Source organism: Brevibacillus laterosporus DSM 25 (genome assembly GCF_002706795.1).
GTDB classification, from domain to species: Bacteria; Bacillota; Bacilli; order Brevibacillales; family Brevibacillaceae; genus Brevibacillus_B; species Brevibacillus_B laterosporus.
Map to the genome: position 1 here is coordinate 3,779,517 of NZ_CP017705.1, position 18,078 is coordinate 3,797,594.

19 protein-coding genes are annotated in these 18,078 nt (G+C 40.4%); 15 read left to right on the forward strand and 4 right to left on the reverse strand.

Annotated elements, in window-relative coordinates:
* Positions 1-7: 7 nt before the first annotated feature.
* Entirely contained in the window at positions 8-1,498 is a 1,491-nt protein-coding gene (locus tag BrL25_RS17990) for a S8 family peptidase (RefSeq protein ID WP_018673058.1), read from the reverse strand.
* A 152-nt stretch (positions 1,499-1,650) separates the two neighbouring features.
* Between BrL25_RS17990 and BrL25_RS17995 the strand changes: the two genes are divergently transcribed.
* Entirely contained in the window at positions 1,651-1,866 is a 216-nt protein-coding gene (locus BrL25_RS17995) for a YozQ family protein (protein ID WP_018673059.1), read from the forward strand.
* 51 nt (positions 1,867-1,917) lie between these two features.
* Here the strand turns inward: BrL25_RS17995 and BrL25_RS18000 are convergent, their stop codons facing one another.
* The gene (locus tag BrL25_RS18000; protein ID WP_018673060.1) at positions 1,918-3,045 is read right to left on the reverse strand and encodes an ABC transporter ATP-binding protein; all 1,128 of its coding nucleotides are present in this window, start codon (positions 3,043-3,045) and stop codon (positions 1,918-1,920) included.
* A 487-nt stretch (positions 3,046-3,532) separates the two neighbouring features.
* Between BrL25_RS18000 and acsA the strand changes: the two genes are divergently transcribed.
* The 5 genes from acsA (at position 3,533) to splB (ending at position 8,636) form a co-directional block, all read left to right on the forward strand.
* The gene (gene acsA, locus BrL25_RS18005) at positions 3,533-5,248 is read left to right on the forward strand and encodes an acetate--CoA ligase (RefSeq protein WP_018673061.1); all 1,716 of its coding nucleotides are present in this window, start codon (positions 3,533-3,535) and stop codon (positions 5,246-5,248) included.
* A gap of 158 nt (positions 5,249-5,406) precedes the next feature.
* Positions 5,407-6,162, forward strand: a complete 756-nt coding sequence (locus BrL25_RS18010; RefSeq protein WP_018673062.1) for a hypothetical protein — start codon at positions 5,407-5,409, stop codon at positions 6,160-6,162.
* Positions 6,163-6,248: 86 nt separating this feature from the next.
* Positions 6,249-7,046 carry a bifunctional hydroxymethylpyrimidine kinase/phosphomethylpyrimidine kinase gene (gene thiD, locus BrL25_RS18015; protein WP_018673063.1) on the forward strand — a complete coding sequence of 266 codons (798 nt, stop codon included), beginning with the start codon at positions 6,249-6,251 and terminating at the stop codon, positions 7,044-7,046.
* Between the two features lie 200 nt (positions 7,047-7,246).
* Positions 7,247-7,459, forward strand: coding sequence for an SPOR domain-containing protein (locus tag BrL25_RS18020; RefSeq protein WP_003338143.1), 213 nt, complete (start codon positions 7,247-7,249; stop codon positions 7,457-7,459).
* Positions 7,460-7,568: 109 nt separating this feature from the next.
* A complete protein-coding gene (gene splB, locus BrL25_RS18025; protein ID WP_051088609.1) occupies positions 7,569-8,636 on the forward strand; it encodes a spore photoproduct lyase in 1,068 nt (355 codons plus the stop codon).
* Between the two features lie 118 nt (positions 8,637-8,754).
* Here the strand turns inward: splB and cysK are convergent, their stop codons facing one another.
* Positions 8,755-9,681, reverse strand: coding sequence for a cysteine synthase A (gene cysK, locus BrL25_RS18030; protein ID WP_018673065.1), 927 nt, complete (start codon positions 9,679-9,681; stop codon positions 8,755-8,757).
* A gap of 178 nt (positions 9,682-9,859) precedes the next feature.
* Here cysK and BrL25_RS18035 point away from each other — a divergent pair, with 178 nt between their 5' ends.
* The 9 genes from BrL25_RS18035 (at position 9,860) to BrL25_RS25260 (ending at position 15,753) form a co-directional block, all read left to right on the forward strand.
* Positions 9,860-10,498, forward strand: a complete 639-nt coding sequence (locus BrL25_RS18035) for a deoxynucleoside kinase (protein WP_018673066.1) — start codon at positions 9,860-9,862, stop codon at positions 10,496-10,498.
* A 10-nt stretch (positions 10,499-10,508) separates the two neighbouring features.
* Entirely contained in the window at positions 10,509-11,195 is a 687-nt protein-coding gene (locus BrL25_RS18040) for a deoxynucleoside kinase (RefSeq protein ID WP_018673067.1), read from the forward strand.
* 238 nt (positions 11,196-11,433) lie between these two features.
* Positions 11,434-12,171, forward strand: coding sequence for a class I SAM-dependent methyltransferase (locus tag BrL25_RS18045; RefSeq protein WP_018673068.1), 738 nt, complete (start codon positions 11,434-11,436; stop codon positions 12,169-12,171).
* Between the two features lie 108 nt (positions 12,172-12,279).
* Positions 12,280-12,600 (forward strand): hypothetical protein, encoded by a 321-nt coding sequence (locus tag BrL25_RS18050; protein WP_018673069.1) that lies wholly within the window; start codon positions 12,280-12,282, stop codon positions 12,598-12,600.
* Positions 12,597-13,352, forward strand: coding sequence for a DUF3109 family protein (locus BrL25_RS18055; protein ID WP_018673070.1), 756 nt, complete (start codon positions 12,597-12,599; stop codon positions 13,350-13,352). Before BrL25_RS18050 ends, BrL25_RS18055 begins: the two co-directional genes overlap by 4 nt.
* A 16-nt stretch (positions 13,353-13,368) precedes the next feature.
* Positions 13,369-13,890 carry an acyl-CoA thioesterase gene (locus BrL25_RS18060; RefSeq protein WP_018673071.1) on the forward strand — a complete coding sequence of 174 codons (522 nt, stop codon included), beginning with the start codon at positions 13,369-13,371 and terminating at the stop codon, positions 13,888-13,890.
* Between the two features lie 219 nt (positions 13,891-14,109).
* The gene (locus tag BrL25_RS18065) at positions 14,110-15,327 is read left to right on the forward strand and encodes a hypothetical protein (RefSeq protein WP_018673072.1); all 1,218 of its coding nucleotides are present in this window, start codon (positions 14,110-14,112) and stop codon (positions 15,325-15,327) included.
* Positions 15,305-15,505, forward strand: a complete 201-nt coding sequence (locus BrL25_RS18070) for a hypothetical protein (protein WP_018673073.1) — start codon at positions 15,305-15,307, stop codon at positions 15,503-15,505. Before BrL25_RS18065 ends, BrL25_RS18070 begins: the two co-directional genes overlap by 23 nt.
* 83 nt (positions 15,506-15,588) lie before the next feature.
* A complete protein-coding gene (locus BrL25_RS25260; RefSeq protein ID WP_018673074.1) occupies positions 15,589-15,753 on the forward strand; it encodes a hypothetical protein in 165 nt (54 codons plus the stop codon).
* Between the two features lie 181 nt (positions 15,754-15,934).
* Here the strand turns inward: BrL25_RS25260 and hutH are convergent, their stop codons facing one another.
* Complete coding sequence (hutH, locus tag BrL25_RS18075; RefSeq protein ID WP_018673075.1) at positions 15,935-17,440, reverse strand: histidine ammonia-lyase; 1,506 nt, start codon at positions 17,438-17,440, stop codon at positions 15,935-15,937.
* Between the last annotated feature and the right edge of the window lie 638 nt (positions 17,441-18,078).

Genomic DNA, 18,078 nt, shown 5'->3' on the forward strand with positions numbered 1-18,078 from the left:
CTATACTTTATTGCTGGTGAGTACGAAACGACTGAAGATAACGACCGATCAGATGCTCTATAAAACGCTGGAAACCAGTGACTGGAGCTTGGTTACCAGTGGAAGGTGTAGATGGGGGAGGTGATAAAGGTACAGCTTCCTGTCCCATTTGACTTTGCTGTAGTGCTTTTTTTACATTGATATATCCGTATCCAAATAACGAATCCTTACCTGGTGTACCCAAGTCTGTTGCTGTTTTCTCTAAGATTTGTCTGACCTGCTTGTTGCTAAGAGTTGGATTGACAGAACGGAGTAAACTGGCTACAGCTGCAACATGTGGACAAGCCATAGATGTACCTGACAGTGCGGCATAGTCTTTGTGTATATAAGTACTAGGTATATCTACTCCTGGTGCAACTAAACTAACCGTTTTCCCATAATTAGAGAAATCAGCTAGATTCTCATCCTGATCGACAGCTGATACGCCAATTACTTCTGGAAAAGCAGCAGGGTAACTAGGCTGCTCACTTGCATCGTTCCCAGTGGCTGCTACAAGAACTACATCATTTTGATAAGCATACGTACATGCTGCCTTCAGGGCTGCGGAGGACACGTAGTTACCTACACTTAAATTAATGATAGAGGCCCCATGGTCAACAGCCCACTCAATTCCTTGTGCGATGTCGATGGCACTGCCACTACCGTCTGCTCCAATTGCTTTAACAGGCATAATTTTACTTTTCCACGAAATACCAGCTATCCCATCCTGATTATTGGTACGAGCGGCGATAATTCCTGCTACATGTGTACCATGACCGTTATCATCTTGTGGACGCTTACCGACATTTATTAGGTTGTATCCATTCACCAATTTCCCTTTAAACTCAGGATGGGTTAAATCAACCCCTGTGTCGACTACGGCTACAATGACCTGACTGGAGCCTTCAGTAATTTCCCAGCTTTGTTCCATCCCAAGCTGGCTTAGGTTCCATTGATAGCGTTTGTAGTAGGTGTCATTAGGCTGTTTATTTGGCAACAGTAAATAATTTGGCTCGGCATACACTGAGTCTGGATGTTCTGCAAAATACCTCATAAGCTGTTCAGTAGATAGTGTGCGAGATTTAATGATCATTGCTTTTTTAAAGTCCTTTTTTACATAGCCATCTACCTTACGTAGCATCTTCTGTAAAGCTTGATTGGAAGGGCGGGGAGTGAAGTGAACTACTACCTCTCGCTCCACATAATGGCTCTTATCCTTTTTGTTGTGATGAATGGTCTTGATATGCTGTCGACGCTCCATATCTCGGCGCATGTCTCGAACTTGTTCTACATAGTTAATTTTGGGAACCCGCACTTCATCTTGGGTCACGGTAGGTGGTTCTTTTTTGTTTTCTAAAGTCCGTGAGGTAGGGGATTTCACTGCTTGCGGCATTTGTTTTCCTGGAGTGAGCCAGTGACCTCCCGTAAACAAAACACCTGCTAAAAGGCCAACAAATAATAGTGTAAAGATGGTTTTCACTCAAACTCCTCCCCACATTTGATTATCCTTAGCCTTTACGTTTCCCGGTTCTTTATGACGGAAAATCTTAGTGGGGCAAATGGTTAAAAATAAAAGGTACAAAGCAAACTAAAAGAGGAACGAATGATAAATGACCAATGGAGGTATGTAAGTTGGCTAACCCAAAAAATGAGGCTATCAATAAAAAGACTTCAAGTAATCAGTACGTCACGAAATCATATGATATCAATGATTACCAAAGCAATGACATGCAGAGTAAAGGGTTAGCAGTGACCCATGAGCAGGTAAGTGATTCCTATGCGCTAGGGACTGTTGACGAGACAAACATACGAGAAGAGGATAGCGAGGCAAGCGTCCGTACAGAGTAAAAATAAAGGCATCTCCTACTATTTATCTAATTGTAGGAGATGCCAATCATATTATTTTGTAAAAATAGCCAATTTCGTTTCATTATCAAATAGATGAATTTTATGTAGATCCATGCCTATACAGATGCTACTACCAACCTTGATATAGTCGCGAGCATCCAATTTAGCTACCATTTGATTCGTTTGGGTATTACTAAAATAAATGTACTGGTCAGGGCCCATATTTTCGACTACTTTAATTACAACGCTTAGCCTATTATCCAGAGCTAGAGTGGACGTTTGCGACAAATAATCATAACAGTGAAAATCTTCAGGACGGATGCCAAAAATAACTTTCCTTCCGACATAGCTTTTGTTTCTGACAATGTTGGCTTTATCTTGCGGAAGGACCACCTCAAATCCATTACTAACAAAATAAATTTGATCAACGATTTCCTCTAATTTTCCAGGGATGAAATTCATGGTAGGAGAACCAATATAGCTAGCAACAAATTGGTTTGCTGGATAATGATAGATCTCAGCAGGAGATGCCACTTGCTGAATGCAACCTTCTTTCATAACGACAACCCGTTCCCCCATAGTCATTGCTTCATTCTGATCATCAGTTGCATAAATGATAGTGGATTCTCTACGTTTATGTAAGGTCGCAATTTCAGATCTCATTTGCACGCGTAATTTTGCATCAAGACTGGAGAAGGGTTCATCCATTAGAAAAACTTGTGGCTGTCGTACAATGGCCCGACCTAGGGAAATACGTTGACGTTGACCACTTGATAAGGCTCTTGGTTTACGATGTAACAGATGGGTAATATTGAGAATTTGGGCTATATCTCTAATTCGCTTGTCAATCTCCTCTTTTGAATATTTGCGTAATGTAAGTCCAAAAGCCATATTTTCATAAACGTTCATATGTGGATAAAGCACATAACTTTGGCAGATCATAGAAATATTGCGATCCTTAGGGCTAACATCATTTACTATTTGTTCTCCAAGATAAAGGTTTCCTTGGCTAATATCTTCTAGTCCTGCGATCATACGCAAAGTAGTTGTCTTACCGCAACCAGAGGGACCTGTAATTACTAAAAATTCTCTATCTTGAATGTCCAAATCAAAATCAGAAACAGCAATTACACTACCAGCATAACGTTTATAAACATGCTGAAGACGCACGAGAGTCATGTCTGAAATCTCCTTTAAAGCGCTTTTTCTAAGCTGTATGTTAGAGGTGGTACGATTGAACAAAACAAATTCTAAGGTGACCTTAAGCTAGAGGGGAACAACCTCAGCAAAAGGTAGCTAGTAGGATGAGTCACATCTTAAAAGAGTATGTACTCGGGGATGAATATGAGTATAAGTATGAGTTGAGTCTACTTACTCCACGTTTTTAAATATCTAACCGTTATATTAGCGTGTTTTAATACAAAAACAAAGTAGGGGATTTTTCACTCACCTAAATGTATGGATCGTGTAACCTGATACTCTCAAGGTAATGAGGGAGCCAGCTTCCCTCCCACTATGCTGATGGTGCCATATTGATGGGTAGCGTTGATTTATCTAAAATGTTAGAATAATCAAAAGGTTAAGAGGAATTGGTTATTAAGTGGAGAAATATGTATGTCGGAAGACCTCTCAGTACATGAACCTAGAGAATCGGAGAGTGAAGGATATGAAGGTTGAAAGCATTCCAGCAACACAAGAAAATAGTAACTTAACAGATTACGATCACACTTATGAAACCTTCCAATGGGAAGAGGTTGAGAAACAATTCAGTTGGTACGAGACTGGGAAGGTTAATATGGCCTATGAAGCGATTGATCGTCATGCTAATTCAGAAAAGAAAGATAAAGTAGCGCTTGTCTATAGTGATTCTATACGAGAAGAAAGCTATACCTATGGTGACTTAAGTAGGCTTTCTAATCGTTTTGCTAACGTACTTCATGATTTGGGAGTAAATAAAGGAGATCGCGTATTTATTTTCATGCCACGTACTCCAGAGTTGTATGTTAGCTTGTTGGGGGTTTTAAAGAATGGGGCTATTGTAGGGCCTTTATTTGAAGCTTTTATGGAGGCTGCTGTTCGTGATCGACTAGCAGATAGCGAAGCAGTAGCTATCGTAACAACTCCGAACTTACTACCGCGAGTTCCGGTTAAGGAGCTTCCTCACCTCAAGCATGTTATTTTAGTGGGAGCGAAAGATGAGGTAACAGAGGGACAAGTAAGCTATGAGAAACAAATGGAACAAGCTTCCGACGAATTCGACATGGTTTGGTTGAATCGAGAAGATGGTATGATTTTACACTATACGTCAGGTTCTACTGGAAAACCAAAGGGCGTATTACATGTGCACAATGCTATGATTCAGCATTTCCAAACAGGAAAATGGGTGCTGGATTTAAAAGATGATGATGTTTATTGGTGTACCGCCGATCCAGGCTGGGTGACGGGAACCTCGTATGGTATCTTCTCTCCTTGGCTGAATGGTGTAACCAATGTTGTGCGTGGTGGCCGATTCACACCAGATGACTGGTACAGAACGCTTGAGAAAAACAAGATTACCGTTTGGTACAGTGCCCCAACAGCTTTCCGCATGCTGATGGGAGCAGGCGAAGAATCAGTTCAAAAATATGATCTTTCTTCTTTACGTCATATATTGAGTGTAGGAGAGCCTCTTAATCCAGAAGTTGTGTATTGGGGTATGAAGGTATTTGAAAAACGTATTCATGATAACTGGTGGATGACAGAAACAGGTGGACAATTAATATCAAATTATCGGAGCATGCCGATTAAGCCTGGTTCCATGGGCAAACCAATACCGGGTGTCTATGCGACCATTTTGGATAATCAAGGAAATGAATTGCCACCAAATCGCATGGGGAATTTAGCTATTAAAGCGGGCTGGCCATCTATGATGCGAACAATCTGGAAGAATCCAGCCAAGTATGAAGAGTATTTTCATATACCTGGATGGTATATTTCAGGTGATTCTGCTTATAAGGATGAGGAAGGTTATTTCTGGTTCCAGGGGCGTATTGACGATGTCATTAATACTTCTGGTGAACGTGTTGGACCATTTGAAGTAGAGAGTAAATTGGTTGAACATCCTGCTGTTGCTGAAGCCGGGGTCATCGGGAAACCAGACCCAGTACGTGGAGAAGTAATTAAAGCCTTTATTGCTCTTCGTGATGGATATGAGCCAAGCGATACGCTGATGGATGACATCAAGCGATTTGTCAAAGAAGGGTTGGCAGCACATGCAGCACCACGTGAGATTGAGTTCCGCGATAAGTTGCCAAAAACTCGTTCTGGTAAAATCATGCGTCGTGTGCTAAAAGCGTGGGAGTTAGGTTTACCGACCGGAGATTTATCTACTATGGAAGACTAAAGGCATAATAAACAAGCGGTCGAATGAATTCGGCTGCTTGTTTATTTTCAGATATAAATGAAAATTCTGTTTGATTAAAAAATTGCTTGCAAAATAGAGCTAAATTCGCCTACTTTTATTATAAATACTTATCATATAAAGAGAGTAGGTAAATTCCTGTGAAAGTAAACCTCATCAAGCAGAACCTGCCCCTTGAAACAGAAAACCAACAAATGAAATCTGAGAGTCATCACTTCATTGCTATACCATTTGTTCATTCAAGAGCGATGTACATAGCCATTCTATTGATTCATATCTTAGTCATATGGTTTGCTCTTCAAATAGAGCCTGCGCATCCTGAGGGAATTACCTATGCTTTACTTGCCTTGCATTTTATTACGATTGTCATGGGAATTTGGATTTCTATTCAGCCTTATGAACATCGAAGACAAGTTTTAAGCCTGCTGTTCCATGCGTATTATGGTCTTCTAACCTCTGTTGATTTGTTATTTATTTCAGGAAAACTTATACATACCTTTTTTAATGTAACAGCGTGGTGGATGTACGCCTTACTTGGTGTGATTTATGTAGGAGCCGGTCTTGAAATTAGTACCGCTGGCAAGTGGCGCCCTATCCTAACTTCTCAGCAACGAGATTGTTTGGATAAGAAGATTGTAACAGCAGAGCAAGTAAAGAAGAGAGAGAAACGGTTTACAAATGCATCACTCATTATTTTATGTCCATTGGCTTTATTATTTGTTTTACCTTACACAACAACAAGACAGATTAGCATGGTATTTCTTTTATTTGTTACAGCATTATTATTTTTATTATTTGTACGTCAGTTGTCCCTCTATAAGACGGCTCGCAAACATCCGACTTGGATTGTTTACCAAATACAGAGAAAACAGCGACGGAAATCAGTAGGTGGCTAAAGCTGACATTTGGGGAATATGACTTTCTTCTGTTATACTGAAAAAGGAATAGACAGAAGATTGGTACATAGAGCGGGGGAGTCGAAGTGAAGAAACCATATATAGCCATGACAATTGCAGGTTCCGATAGTGGAGGAGGAGCTGGAATACAGGCGGATCTTAAAACCTTTCATCAAAGAGGAGTTTATGGTACCAGTGCTCTTACTGCTATTACCGCTCAAAACACACAGGGTGTTCACGGTGTTCACGTAATGACACCAGAGTTCGTTGCAGATCAAATCAGAGTAGTATTGGATGACCTGCCTGCTGAAGCTATTAAGACAGGCATGCTGGCTAATGCTCCAATTATCGAAGCGGTAGCCGAACAACTCCGCAAGCATCATGAAACAAAATTGGTTATTGATCCTGTTATGGTTGCTAAAGGCGGTGCCAAATTACTTCAGGATGAAGCGGTGCAAGCGCTTTTGACGCATCTTCTTCCCCAAGCTTACGTTATTACTCCCAATTTACCGGAAGCTGAAGTTTTAGTAGAGAGAACCATTGAAACCTTGTCTGATATGAAGGAAGCAGCAAAACATCTCCACGATTATGGAGTAGTTCATGTAATCATGAAAGGTGGGCATATGCTTGATCATCGACTGACCGATATATTATTTGATGGTCAGCATTTTCATGAAATTGAACATGAACGAATTCCCACTCGACATACACATGGAACAGGCTGTACATTCTCAGCATGTCTTACAGCTGAATTAGCTAAAGGTGCTGATGCTGTAACTGCTTTTCATACCGCACAGCAGTTTATCGTAACAGCTATTCAGACGGCACCGAATCTTGGCTCTGGTCATGGGCCAACAAACCATTGGGTTCAACTCCCACTCTAAGTTACCTCATGATGGAAGCCCTCTCTCGTTTATTATCACGATTTTACAAAAAAATTGAAATAAATCTTGACGGGAGAGGTGTGCTTTGTTAGACAAATCGCATATGATAGTAGAATAATTATTCTGTTTTTTACCTTTTTCTGGATAGTATTATCTATAGATGTAAGCGTTTTCGTAAATTAAGGAAGGAGTGATGCTTCATGTGGGTTAAATGGGTAAGTATACACCAGTCGTATGGTTTGCCGAGAGCAGCTGAGGATTATCGGCAGAGATTAAAACTGGCTCATATCCGAAGTAGAATTACGTCCAAAAAGAGCGGAGCAACCTTCATTTATAATCTCCAGGTTCCTATTGGAGAAAAAGACAGGGCATTGCAGGTACTTCATACTATGAAGAAAGAAATGCAATTATAATAACCAATATTCACCTTGCTACTGATGTGTTGAACACGGAAATGCTAGTAGTAAGGGGAGTGATAACATTACTACTCAAGTATTGGAAAGACCATCAACTGCCAAGCAGATCTTTGGAAATCAGACAGGGGAGAATGGAACAACAGGTCCAACTCGATATTTTGAACCCGATTTAGTTTATTTTGAACCAGATGCGCTTACCTTTCCACTAGGTAAACAACTGTATGAGAAATACCAGAAATCAGATATCCCTATAAAAATGACAACAAGTCACAATCAAGTACGTGGGATTCCGGGAGAAACGGACCTGCAACAGTACCGCAATGCTAAACGTACTTTAGTGGTTGGCGTCAAAAAAACACTTAAATTCGAACAGTCTAAGCCGTCTGCTGAATATGCGCTTCCCCTTGCAACGGGATGTGCTGCTCACTGTCACTATTGCTATCTAAACACAAATATAGGTACAAAACCATATGTTCGTGTCTATGTTAATACAGACGAAATTTTAGCAAAGGCAGAAGCATATATACAGGAGCGTATACCTGAAATCACTCGATTTGAAGCGGCTTGTACATCAGATCCGATTAATATTGAACATATAACGGGAAATCTAAAAAAAGCGATTGAATTTATGGGAAGGCAACCATTGGGCCGGTTACGCTTTGTAACCAAGTTTCATCAAGTCGACTCTTTACTGGATGCAAAGCATAACAAGCATACCCGTTTTCGTTTTAGTATGAATGCAGATTATGTCATTCGTAATTTTGAACCGGGAACATCATCTTTTGAACAGCGTATTGAGGCAGCGGGGAAGGTAGCTATGGCAGGATATCCACTGGGATTTATTATTGCACCACTGTATTGGTTTGAGGGCTGGGAAGCAGGATATACAGATTTGTTGGAACGTCTCAGCTCACGACTTGATGATAATGCCAAAAAGGATATCACCTTTGAATTGATACAGCACCGATTTACTAAAATAGCCAAAGGACTAATTCTAAAGAGATACCCGAAAACAAAATTAATCATGAACGAAGAAGAACGGAAATATAAATGGGGGAAGTATGGGAAGGGCAAGTATATCTACCCTGATATCCAAGCCAATGCATTAAAGACACACATGCAAAAAGAGATCGCTCGGCTCTTTCCAGATGCTAAGATTGAATATTTTACGTAAGCTATGCTAGGAGTAGACGGCTTCTTTTGGACGCGTATAACAAAAAGATCGTGCGGGTATATGTCCTCGCATGATCTTTTTGCATATATACACAGTAGCATCATCTATGTAACAAAATTCAGGGTAGGAATGAAAATAGATTACTAGACAAGTAACGTTCTCCACTGTCTGCACAAATGGCAAGCACGTTTTTTCCAGGACCCAATTGTTTGGCTACCTGCAAAGCTGCATAAACTGCTGCACCTGAAGAAGGACCAACTAAGATCGCCTCTAGTCGAGCAAGATTACGTGTGGTTTCAATTGCTTGCTCATCAGTTATATGAATGATTTCATCGTAAATTTGTTGATTGAGAATTGAGGGTATAAAACCTGGACTTGTACCTACAATTTGATGGGGACCTGGTTTTCCGCCTGCTAAGACAGGTGATCCAGAAGGTTCTACTACGGATATGTGCAGAGCTGGATAATGCTGACGTAATACTTCACCACATCCTGTAATGGTCCCACCTGTGCCTGCCGTTGCCACAAATCCATCAAGCGAGTCCCCCATCTGTTGAATAATTTCTAAAGCAGTGGTATGACGATGAATATCTGGATTGGAAGTATTCTCGAACTGCATTGGGATAAAGCTGTCTGGAATGCTAGCGGCTAACTCTTGGGCTTTACGGATGGCACCCGGCATTTTTTCATCGCCAGGGGTGAGAACGACCTCTGCTCCGTAAGCACGTAACAGTTGAATACGCTCGCGGGTCATCGTATCTGGCATAACAATAAGGCAAGGGTATCCTTTAGCGGCACATGCCATTGCTAAACCAATGCCTGTATTGCCGCTGGTTGGTTCGATGACGGTAGAACCGGCTAGAAGGTTGCCTGCTTTTTCTGCTTGTACAAGCATATGGTACGCAGCTCGGTCTTTGACACTGCCACTCGGATTATATTTTTCTAATTTGACAAAGACCTGTGCCATGTCTGGGCTTACCAATCGATGTAGCTGGACAATCGGAGTTTGACCGATTAAATCAGCCATGGTTTGAGCAACACGCATGTACTATTCCTCCCTGTGATTTTTTTTCTCGGTAATTCTTAATTACATAATAACATATCGGAATTGTATGTATAATGACTTGTTACCTAGGCAATATGTTTTTTCCTTTCGACAAATGATTGTTTTACATGGTAAAATGAAATTCGTTTTGGTTTTACTGGGAGGGGTACAGATACGTATGAAATCCATTTTTATTACGGTGGAAGGCCCGATTGGGGTTGGCAAAACCTCTTTGTCAAAGGCGATTAGCAAGCAGTGGGGCTTGGAGCTTTTGGAAGAGATTGTGTATGAGAATCCATTCTTGGACAAGTTCTATGAAAATATTTCGGAGTGGAGCTTTCAGACTGAAATGTTCTTTCTTTGTAATCGATATAAACAATTACAAGATATAACCAAACGGCTACAAAATGGGTATTCCGTTGTGGCTGATTACAATATTTTTAAGAATACAATATTTGCCAAACGGACATTGAGTGAAGATAATTTACCGAAGTACCAGCAAATTTATGGTATCTTGACCAGTGATATTCCTCAAGCTAATTTAGTCATTTATTTAAAAGCTTCTGTCGAAACGGCGATGCAACGGATTGCACTACGTGGTCGTGAGATGGAGCATATGATTGAACGGACTTATATGGAGAATTTGATCTCAGATTATGAGGAATTTATGCACCAATTTCAATTGTTGCATCCAAAAATCCCTGTACTGACAATTGAATGTGACCAACTTGATTATGTACACCAACCAGAAGATTTGGATTATGTCATAAAGCGTGTCGCAGAATTTTTGCCTAACAATCTTACTAAACAGCGATAAGGAGTTAATCATGTCGGTTTTTCAAACGAATCAATTGCGTGAAAAGTATCAAATTCCAAGCGATGCGGTCATTACGATTGCTGGAATGGTGGGTGTGGGCAAATCAACGTTTACGAAAGCGCTAGCTGATTTGCTTGGATTCCGTGTTTCCTACGAAAAAGTAGACAACAATCCTTATTTAGACCTTTTCTATGATGATTTATCGCGGTGGGGTTTTCATTTACAAATCTTTTTCCTAGCAGAACGCTTCAAGGAACAAAAACGTATCTTTGACTACGGTGGAGGATTTGTGCAAGACCGGTCTATTTATGAAGATACAGGCATCTTTGCCAAGATGCTACATGATCAGGGCAATATGACGGATGAGGATTATCAGACCTATACACATCTATTCGAAGCAATGGTAATGACGCCTTATTTTCCACACCCAGACGTGCTGATTTCGCTAGAGGGAAACTACGAGGATATCATTCATCGCATTCAAGAACGCGGCCGTCCAATGGAACAACAAACACCCCTCAGCTATTGGGAGGATTTGTATGCTAGGTATGACGATTGGATTAATAATTTTACATCTTGCCCGGTTTTGCGTGTTAATATCAATGAATACGATGTGATGGACGATATCAACTCTGTAGAAGTTGTACTGGCACGTTTGTCTGATAAAATTAATACAGCTCGTCACTATAGACGCTAGTAGTGCCCGACGGCTTTGCTGAAAAGAACAAGCAAAGCCGTCGTTTTGCTACAACGATGTGGAATAGCTAAGGCTTTGGATTTTAATTATCTAGGGTGAAGAGCTTGCCTGGTCAGAGATCGTAAAGCTAAGTTTTCTTCAAACAGGCAAATGTAAAAGGTTCAGATCGGGGTATGATATAATAACCGAAGTAGTTACAGATGTAACAGACGAAATGAGAATCAAAGGAGTAGAGAGCATGGGAGACGCTTGGTTTGAAAAAAGCTTCCGAGAGGACTATCTGCTGGTATACCAGCATCGAGATGAGGCTTCTGCGGATCAAGAAATACATAATTTATTGGAACGTTTACCTATTAAACGTGAGGGAAGAGTTCTAGACTTATGCTGTGGGAGCGGTCGACATTCACGAGCTCTTGTAAAACGTGGCTATGAGGTAGTGGGAATCGATTTATCTTCCGTGCTGTTAGAGCAGGCCGAGCTACTTAATGATCCACAGCAGGTTACGTACTATCAATATGATATGAGAGACATTCCGTTTGAATCGGAATTTGATATTGTTGTTAATTTGTTTACGAGCTTTGGATATTTTTCTGATGACCAAGAAAGTGCTCAGGTTGTTAAAAATATGGCGAAAGCTTTACGTTCGGGTGGAGAAGTCGTTATTGATTACCTTAACCCTAGTTATGTAAAAGAACATCTGGTTCCAAAATCTGAACGAGAAGCAAATGGCTTATTGATTACAGAACGTCGTCGTCTTGAAGATGGTTTTGTAAAAAAAGAGATTTCGATCCACGATGCTGAAGAAAGAGAGCCACGTATCTATCAGGAGCAGGTTCGATTATTTGAACTAGAACAGATGATGAGCATGCTAGAGGATGCTGGATTTATCCAGATTCAAGTCTTTGGTGACTACGCCTTCCAACCATACGACAAGGAAAGCTCTCCACGTATGATTTTTCATGCAATAAAAAAGTAAAGTCGAAAAAAGGAAACGTTTACAAATAAAAAAAGCTTTTCAAAAGAGTACGGTAGCGGGTAAGCTAACAGATAAAGTGCTACTCTTTCAGAATAAAAGGAGGTAACTATGGATATTCATAACCATGCTGCCCTTATGGAAATACTAGATAAAGCATATGTGAATCAGAAAGTACAAGTCACTTATACAGACTGGGAAGGCGATGAGCAAGAAGACGAGGTAGTAACTACTTTTCGTGGAACTTTGCTTGAGGTGAGCCTAAAAGATAATGAGTTTGAGGAAAAAGATCTTACACTTCGTTTCTTAGAAGAAGAGGACGAAATTGAGATTCTAATGGAAATCCCAGCAAATGAGCAAGACCTTGGAGTAAGTGAAGAACAACTAGTACGCATTTTCGGTACAGAGGCGGAGCTTGTTCTAGCAAAATGAGAAATGATGTAACCTACGGATATTACGGTACGACGGAGCGGATGTCCCAAAAAGAATCGTACCATTTTCATAAATATGTAAAGAAGAAAAAAAATCGCCTTGTGCAAAAGGGGCATTTCTACATTGATGTAGATGCCCTGCAAAGGCCTTGTCATCTAGATTGCTTCAATTGTCATATTGTTCATCGTGAAACGTGTTGTGAGAATGGACAACCGTATGCCGTGCAAGCCTGGCAGCTTTCTCTAATTGAAGCAGAGAGTCGCTCTGTTGCTGCCGCCTATCTGAACGGTCGATCACAACAACGGGTCATGGAGCACGGTTGCTTTGAATCGGCTGAACCAGGAGTTGTGCGTATGGAAAAAGGTTCCTGTCTATTCTATGGTCAAGTAGATGGACAGCGTTGTTGCTTGCTTCATGCTCATGGTCTGCGCGAGCAAAAGGATGTTTATTCCATAAAACCGTTTAGTTGTCAGTTATACCCGATTGATTTCGTGATGATGGATAATGAAAACATTCTAATAACTGCTTTAACGGAAGAGACCGCATCCTTTTCACGTTGGGGTCATGAATATTTGGAAATATTCTACTGTGCTAACCAGGAAAAACGTAAACAAGCAACGCATATTGACGAACAGCTTTTTTCATTAGATGGATATCAGCCTGCTTATATCTGGGGCCGAGAGCTTATCGAACGCTCTTTTGGTGAGGATGCGTATCAGGCGGTTATAGAAGCCATATATCAGTACAGCTAGAGAGGGAGAAACTGCTATGGACATGGAGTTAAAAGGAAAGACGGTCAAAGAATCACGCACGGTGAAAGCATCGCTTATCTTACCTTCAGATACGAATCATCATGGAACCATTTTTGGCGGGACGATTATGTCTTATGTTGACGAAGTGAGCGCTATTGCAGCAATGCGCCATTCTCGCAAGCCAGTTGTGACAGCTTCGATTGATTCGGTTGACTTTATCGTACCTGCAAAGCTGGGCTTCTCGGTGTGTGTGGATGCGTTCGTTACCTCTACGGGGCGTACATCTGTTGAAGTTTTTGTCAAAATCATCAGTGAGAATTTGCAAACTGGGGAACGCCAATTAACAGCTACTTCGTTTGTCACATTTGTCGCTTTAGATGAAAATGGAAAACCTACTCCTGTACCACCAATCATTCCAGAAACGGAAGAAGAAATTTATTTATATCAAACAGCACCACAACGTATTAAAATGCGTAGGGAACGACGTAATGCAACTCAGCAGTTCTATGATTCATTAGATATTACCAAGGATATATAGCAAAAAAGAGAAGCCTAATCCTAAGAGCAATCGCTGCTAGGGATAGGGCTTTTTTTGTGTTGGGCTAAAAAAGAAAAATAAATACCAGAAATTACTAGGGAAAAGTAAATAAAAGCAGAATAAGTAAAATAGCTGACGTAAAGAAATAGCACCTATGGGACAGTGCGTAACAAATATTCCACCCATAGGAGGTGAAATCAGCCATTTAGGCTGGGAAAAATGGGTATCAAACAAACAATAGGTACCAATTACCATAATTCACTCATCAGGCTGTCAGAAAATTTTGACCCAGTTATGAAAAAGTTTCGTAAAAGCTACGAGGATACTCAGAACCAAGGTTGGATTATGCCACTCTTATTAAAGCTTGTTCCAGATTTTAAAAGAATAATTGATTCCGTGAAGAATTTAGATTCACAAGGGATTGTTAAATCACTAGGCTCAGTGATACCTAGTGCCAGTATTATTGGCATCCCTCTTGCAGTTCCCTATCTAGGTGTTTCATCTCTATTAGGTTTCACAATATCAGGGTTCATTCTAGTCATCTCAACAGGCAGGAATCTTTGGCTGATGACGCAATTAGATAGTATTCATTTTCATGTGGGAGCGTACCGATTTTTAAAAAGAAGAGAGTATGATCTTTTTACTGGGAGCTTTTTGTTTTCGGATTTCTCCTTCAAAGGGTTGTTATACATTGTAAATAATTCTCTAAATGGTGAAGAAGAATTAAATAAGACGTTTGAAAAGCTAAAAATTGAATTTGATAGCTTTACATCGACTCATCAAGCCAGATATGAGGAAAAAGAAGCCTATCTTTTAAAACAAAACAATGGTTTAGAAGCAGAATTATTACGGCAAAAAGAGGTTATAAACTCAATTATTACGAAAGCAGATCAATCTCTCAATCAGCTATACGATGAACTAAGTGAGGCCAACTTATCCTCTGAATACATGGCCGATTTACTTGACCGGCTAATTACCATTTTATACAGATATCGGAATGGCCGGTTTTCGGTTTCTGACTTGAAATTAATTGCAGACTTTACGATTTATAAGATGGAAGGGGCATTCCTAAAGAAAATTGCTGATGAAGGCACAAGTGGTCATAGTTTAGGTTTAATCAGTATGGATTCCAAGGAACACGCAACCTGGGCTGCTGTGCAGGTCGTTAAAACCAAATCTATTGACCCTCTTTTCAACGAACCTCGTAAAAACTATTATATCGCTTCTTATCTGATGAAAATGGGTAATAATGAGATGTGGGTTTATAATCTTCATTTCCATCGAGATCGAAACAAAAAAGCGGTAGACTTGACTATTCGTGATATAATTGATAATAAATTACTGTTTAGGTTGATTCATGTTCTATGTCTTTTACTGCAAAGTACTGGATTTCCTAAGAAGGAGGAGAGCTCAGATGACAACCTCTTATCAAGATGATACTGACCTAAAAAGAATCGTATCCTTAACACAAAATGAAATAAATAAAAAACGACAAAAGGCTGCTAAAGATATCATTCAGGGCTTTAATCTTATGGCTTCCCGTGTTGTAGAAGAGAATAATATACAAATTGCTGCGACACTTAGTGGATCAAAGCATGCAGATAAAAAGTCCTAAGAATTAGGGCTTTTTTTTATTTTCTCCTTGTGGAGTTTACATTTTGTTTTTTCTCCATATACTGATAAAAAGGAGGGGGAAGGATGAAGGCTGGTCCTAAACAAAATGTTTTTGATCTGAAATGCTACCCCAAAAAGATACCAAATGATTCGATGAAACAAATCATTAAGAAGCGCACAGATAAAGCAAATCAAATCCTTACTCACTGGAATCAATATAAAGAGCGGATTCGCTTCATTATGAAATAAAAGAGTAAAATTGTACGAAAATAATAGTACTGAAAAGAGTAGAAGTCTATCTTTTGCTCTTTTTCTAGTTATTTTCATAAAGTCTATTAAAATATCTGTTCTTGTATGTAACGATAAACTCAAGAAGGCACAGAGGACTTTCATGAAATCTGTGCCTTTTTGGAGTGTGTTGCTTTCATTCTTAGTTTGTAGATAAGATATCCTCTTCTAAAAGTTGTTCTGCTAAAGCTAAATCTACATGTAGCTCTCTATCTTCCACGAGCTTTGGTATTGCAAAACGCAGACGCTGGTATGCTTTTGAAGTTCCTTCTCCCAGTTTTCCGGTAGAGAATTCAATTGCTTGACCTGCACATATATATTCAATAGCTAGTACTTTACGTACATTGGCTAAAACGGTACGAAGCTTACGAGCTGAGGTCGTTCCCATGCTTACATGGTCTTCCTGATTCGCAGAGGATGGGATAGAGTCAACAGAAGCCGGATGACATAGTACCTTGTTTTCAGAAACAATAGAAGCAGCTACGTATTGAGCGATCATAAATCCAGAATGCAAACCGCCATTCGGTGTCAGGAATGCAGGGAGGTCACTGAGTTGAGGGTTAACAAGTCGCTCTGTACGTCGTTCGGAAATATTGGCTAACTCAGACATAGCAATGGCTAAAAAGTCGGCAACTAGCGCCATCGGTTGACCATGGAAATTACCGCCTGAAATGACATCTCCCGTTTCAGAAAACAGGACTGGATTATCTGTTACGCTGTTGCACTCACGTGTTACGGTTTGCCAAACATATTCCAGTGTATCACGAGTAGCTCCATGTACCTGTGGGATACAACGAAGGCTGTAGGCATCCTGTACTCGAATTTCACCTTGTTGGGTTGTACGTTCGCTATTTGCTAGGTGTTGTAACATCCGACGAGCAGACTCTTGCTGACCTGGATGAGGTCGAACAGCATGTAATCTGGCATCGTACGCTTTGGGAATTCCATGAAGCGCTTCTACTGTTAACGAAGCAATTACCTCAGCATTTTCCATAAGAGAACGAGCATCATACAGGGCAAGGCATAGGAGAGCGGTCATTGCTTGTGTACCATTAATTAGTGCCAAACCCTCTTTTGCTACCAAACGAACAGGGGTTAGATTAGCTTTTTGCAAAGCATCCTTCCCTGGCATCCGACTTCCTTGGTATTCAGCTTCCCCCTTACCTAGCATAACCAATACCATGTGAGCTAGAGGAGCCAAATCGCCACTAGCTCCTAGAGAACCCTGTTGGGGAATAATGGGATGAACGCCACGATTGCACATCTCTATCAACAATTGGAGGGTCTCCAAACGAATGCCTGAAAAGCCTTGAGATAAAGCATTGATTCTGAGAGTCATCATGGCACGAACCACTTCTGTAGGATATGGTTCCCCCATGCCGCAAGCATGGCTCATAATTAAATTTTCTTGAAGATGGCTAACATCGTCTTGAGAGATCATCACATCTGAAAATTTACCAAACCCTGTCGTTATTCCATATACCACTTTTTCTTCTCGTACCATTTCTTCAACCATTTCACGAGAGCGGAGTATTTTGGAAACAGCCTCAGAAGAAAGAGAAATCGTATGATGCTTACGAGCTACCATGACAACTTGTTCGATAGACAGGGAAGTACCGTCTAATGCTAGTGCGTGTTGAATGGACATTATTAATTTCCTCCTTTAGCAGAGTAGAGAGCGAAAATAAAAGGGGCTAGGAACGAATTCCTAACCCCTTGTTACCCTGATATATAGTTGACATGTCACGTTCATGTAGGCATGTTACCATCATTCGCTATTCCTCGCTTTTTTTAATATCGTTATTATGGCAAAAGGTTAGGTAAAGGTCAATACAAGTGTTTGTAAAAATTAATTTTGGGCACGGGTCTTCACCCAAATTGGGCCATGGTCAGGGGTGCATATACTGGTTATCTATCATACCATGCTATATGTCATGTAAGTTATGGATTAATGAAAGGATGGGGTCAGTCGAATGGAAAGTAGTAGCAGATATATACCTGCCAGAGAAAAGTATCCACCTAAGGGTATGATGCCAAGACCAGCACCAAAAAAGGAATATCCCAGAATGCCTGCAAGGCCCATGCACCCAAGGCCTATGCACCCAAGGCCCATGCACCCAAGGCCAAAGATGCCTAAACGAAAACCAACTCCTCCTGTAGTACAACCAAAAATAGAGATTTATATCTTTAAGTACCATTTCCATTATGAAAAGATGATGGGTTATGAGGATAAATGCTTGCGATATAGAAGGTCTCCAAGGCATTATCACAAATATTATCAAATGT

Coding starts and splice junctions, on each gene's coding strand:
- BrL25_RS18000 (WP_018673060.1), bottom strand. CDS start 3,045: ATGACTCTCGTGCGTCTTCAGCATGTTTATAAACGTTATGCTGGTAGT.
- acsA (WP_018673061.1), top strand. CDS start 3,533: ATGAAGGTTGAAAGCATTCCAGCAACACAAGAAAATAGTAACTTAACA.
- BrL25_RS18020 (WP_003338143.1), top strand. CDS start 7,247: ATGTGGGTTAAATGGGTAAGTATACACCAGTCGTATGGTTTGCCGAGA.
- cysK (WP_018673065.1), bottom strand. CDS start 9,681: ATGCGTGTTGCTCAAACCATGGCTGATTTAATCGGTCAAACTCCGATT.
- BrL25_RS18035 (WP_018673066.1), top strand. CDS start 9,860: ATGAAATCCATTTTTATTACGGTGGAAGGCCCGATTGGGGTTGGCAAA.
- BrL25_RS18040 (WP_018673067.1), top strand. CDS start 10,509: ATGTCGGTTTTTCAAACGAATCAATTGCGTGAAAAGTATCAAATTCCA.
- BrL25_RS18045 (WP_018673068.1), top strand. CDS start 11,434: ATGGGAGACGCTTGGTTTGAAAAAAGCTTCCGAGAGGACTATCTGCTG.
- BrL25_RS18050 (WP_018673069.1), top strand. CDS start 12,280: ATGGATATTCATAACCATGCTGCCCTTATGGAAATACTAGATAAAGCA.
- BrL25_RS18055 (WP_018673070.1), top strand. CDS start 12,597: ATGAGAAATGATGTAACCTACGGATATTACGGTACGACGGAGCGGATG.
- BrL25_RS18060 (WP_018673071.1), top strand. CDS start 13,369: ATGGACATGGAGTTAAAAGGAAAGACGGTCAAAGAATCACGCACGGTG.
- BrL25_RS18065 (WP_018673072.1), top strand. CDS start 14,110: ATGGGTATCAAACAAACAATAGGTACCAATTACCATAATTCACTCATC.
- BrL25_RS18070 (WP_018673073.1), top strand. CDS start 15,305: ATGACAACCTCTTATCAAGATGATACTGACCTAAAAAGAATCGTATCC.
- BrL25_RS25260 (WP_018673074.1), top strand. CDS start 15,589: ATGAAGGCTGGTCCTAAACAAAATGTTTTTGATCTGAAATGCTACCCC.
- hutH (WP_018673075.1), bottom strand. CDS start 17,440: ATGTCCATTCAACACGCACTAGCATTAGACGGTACTTCCCTGTCTATC.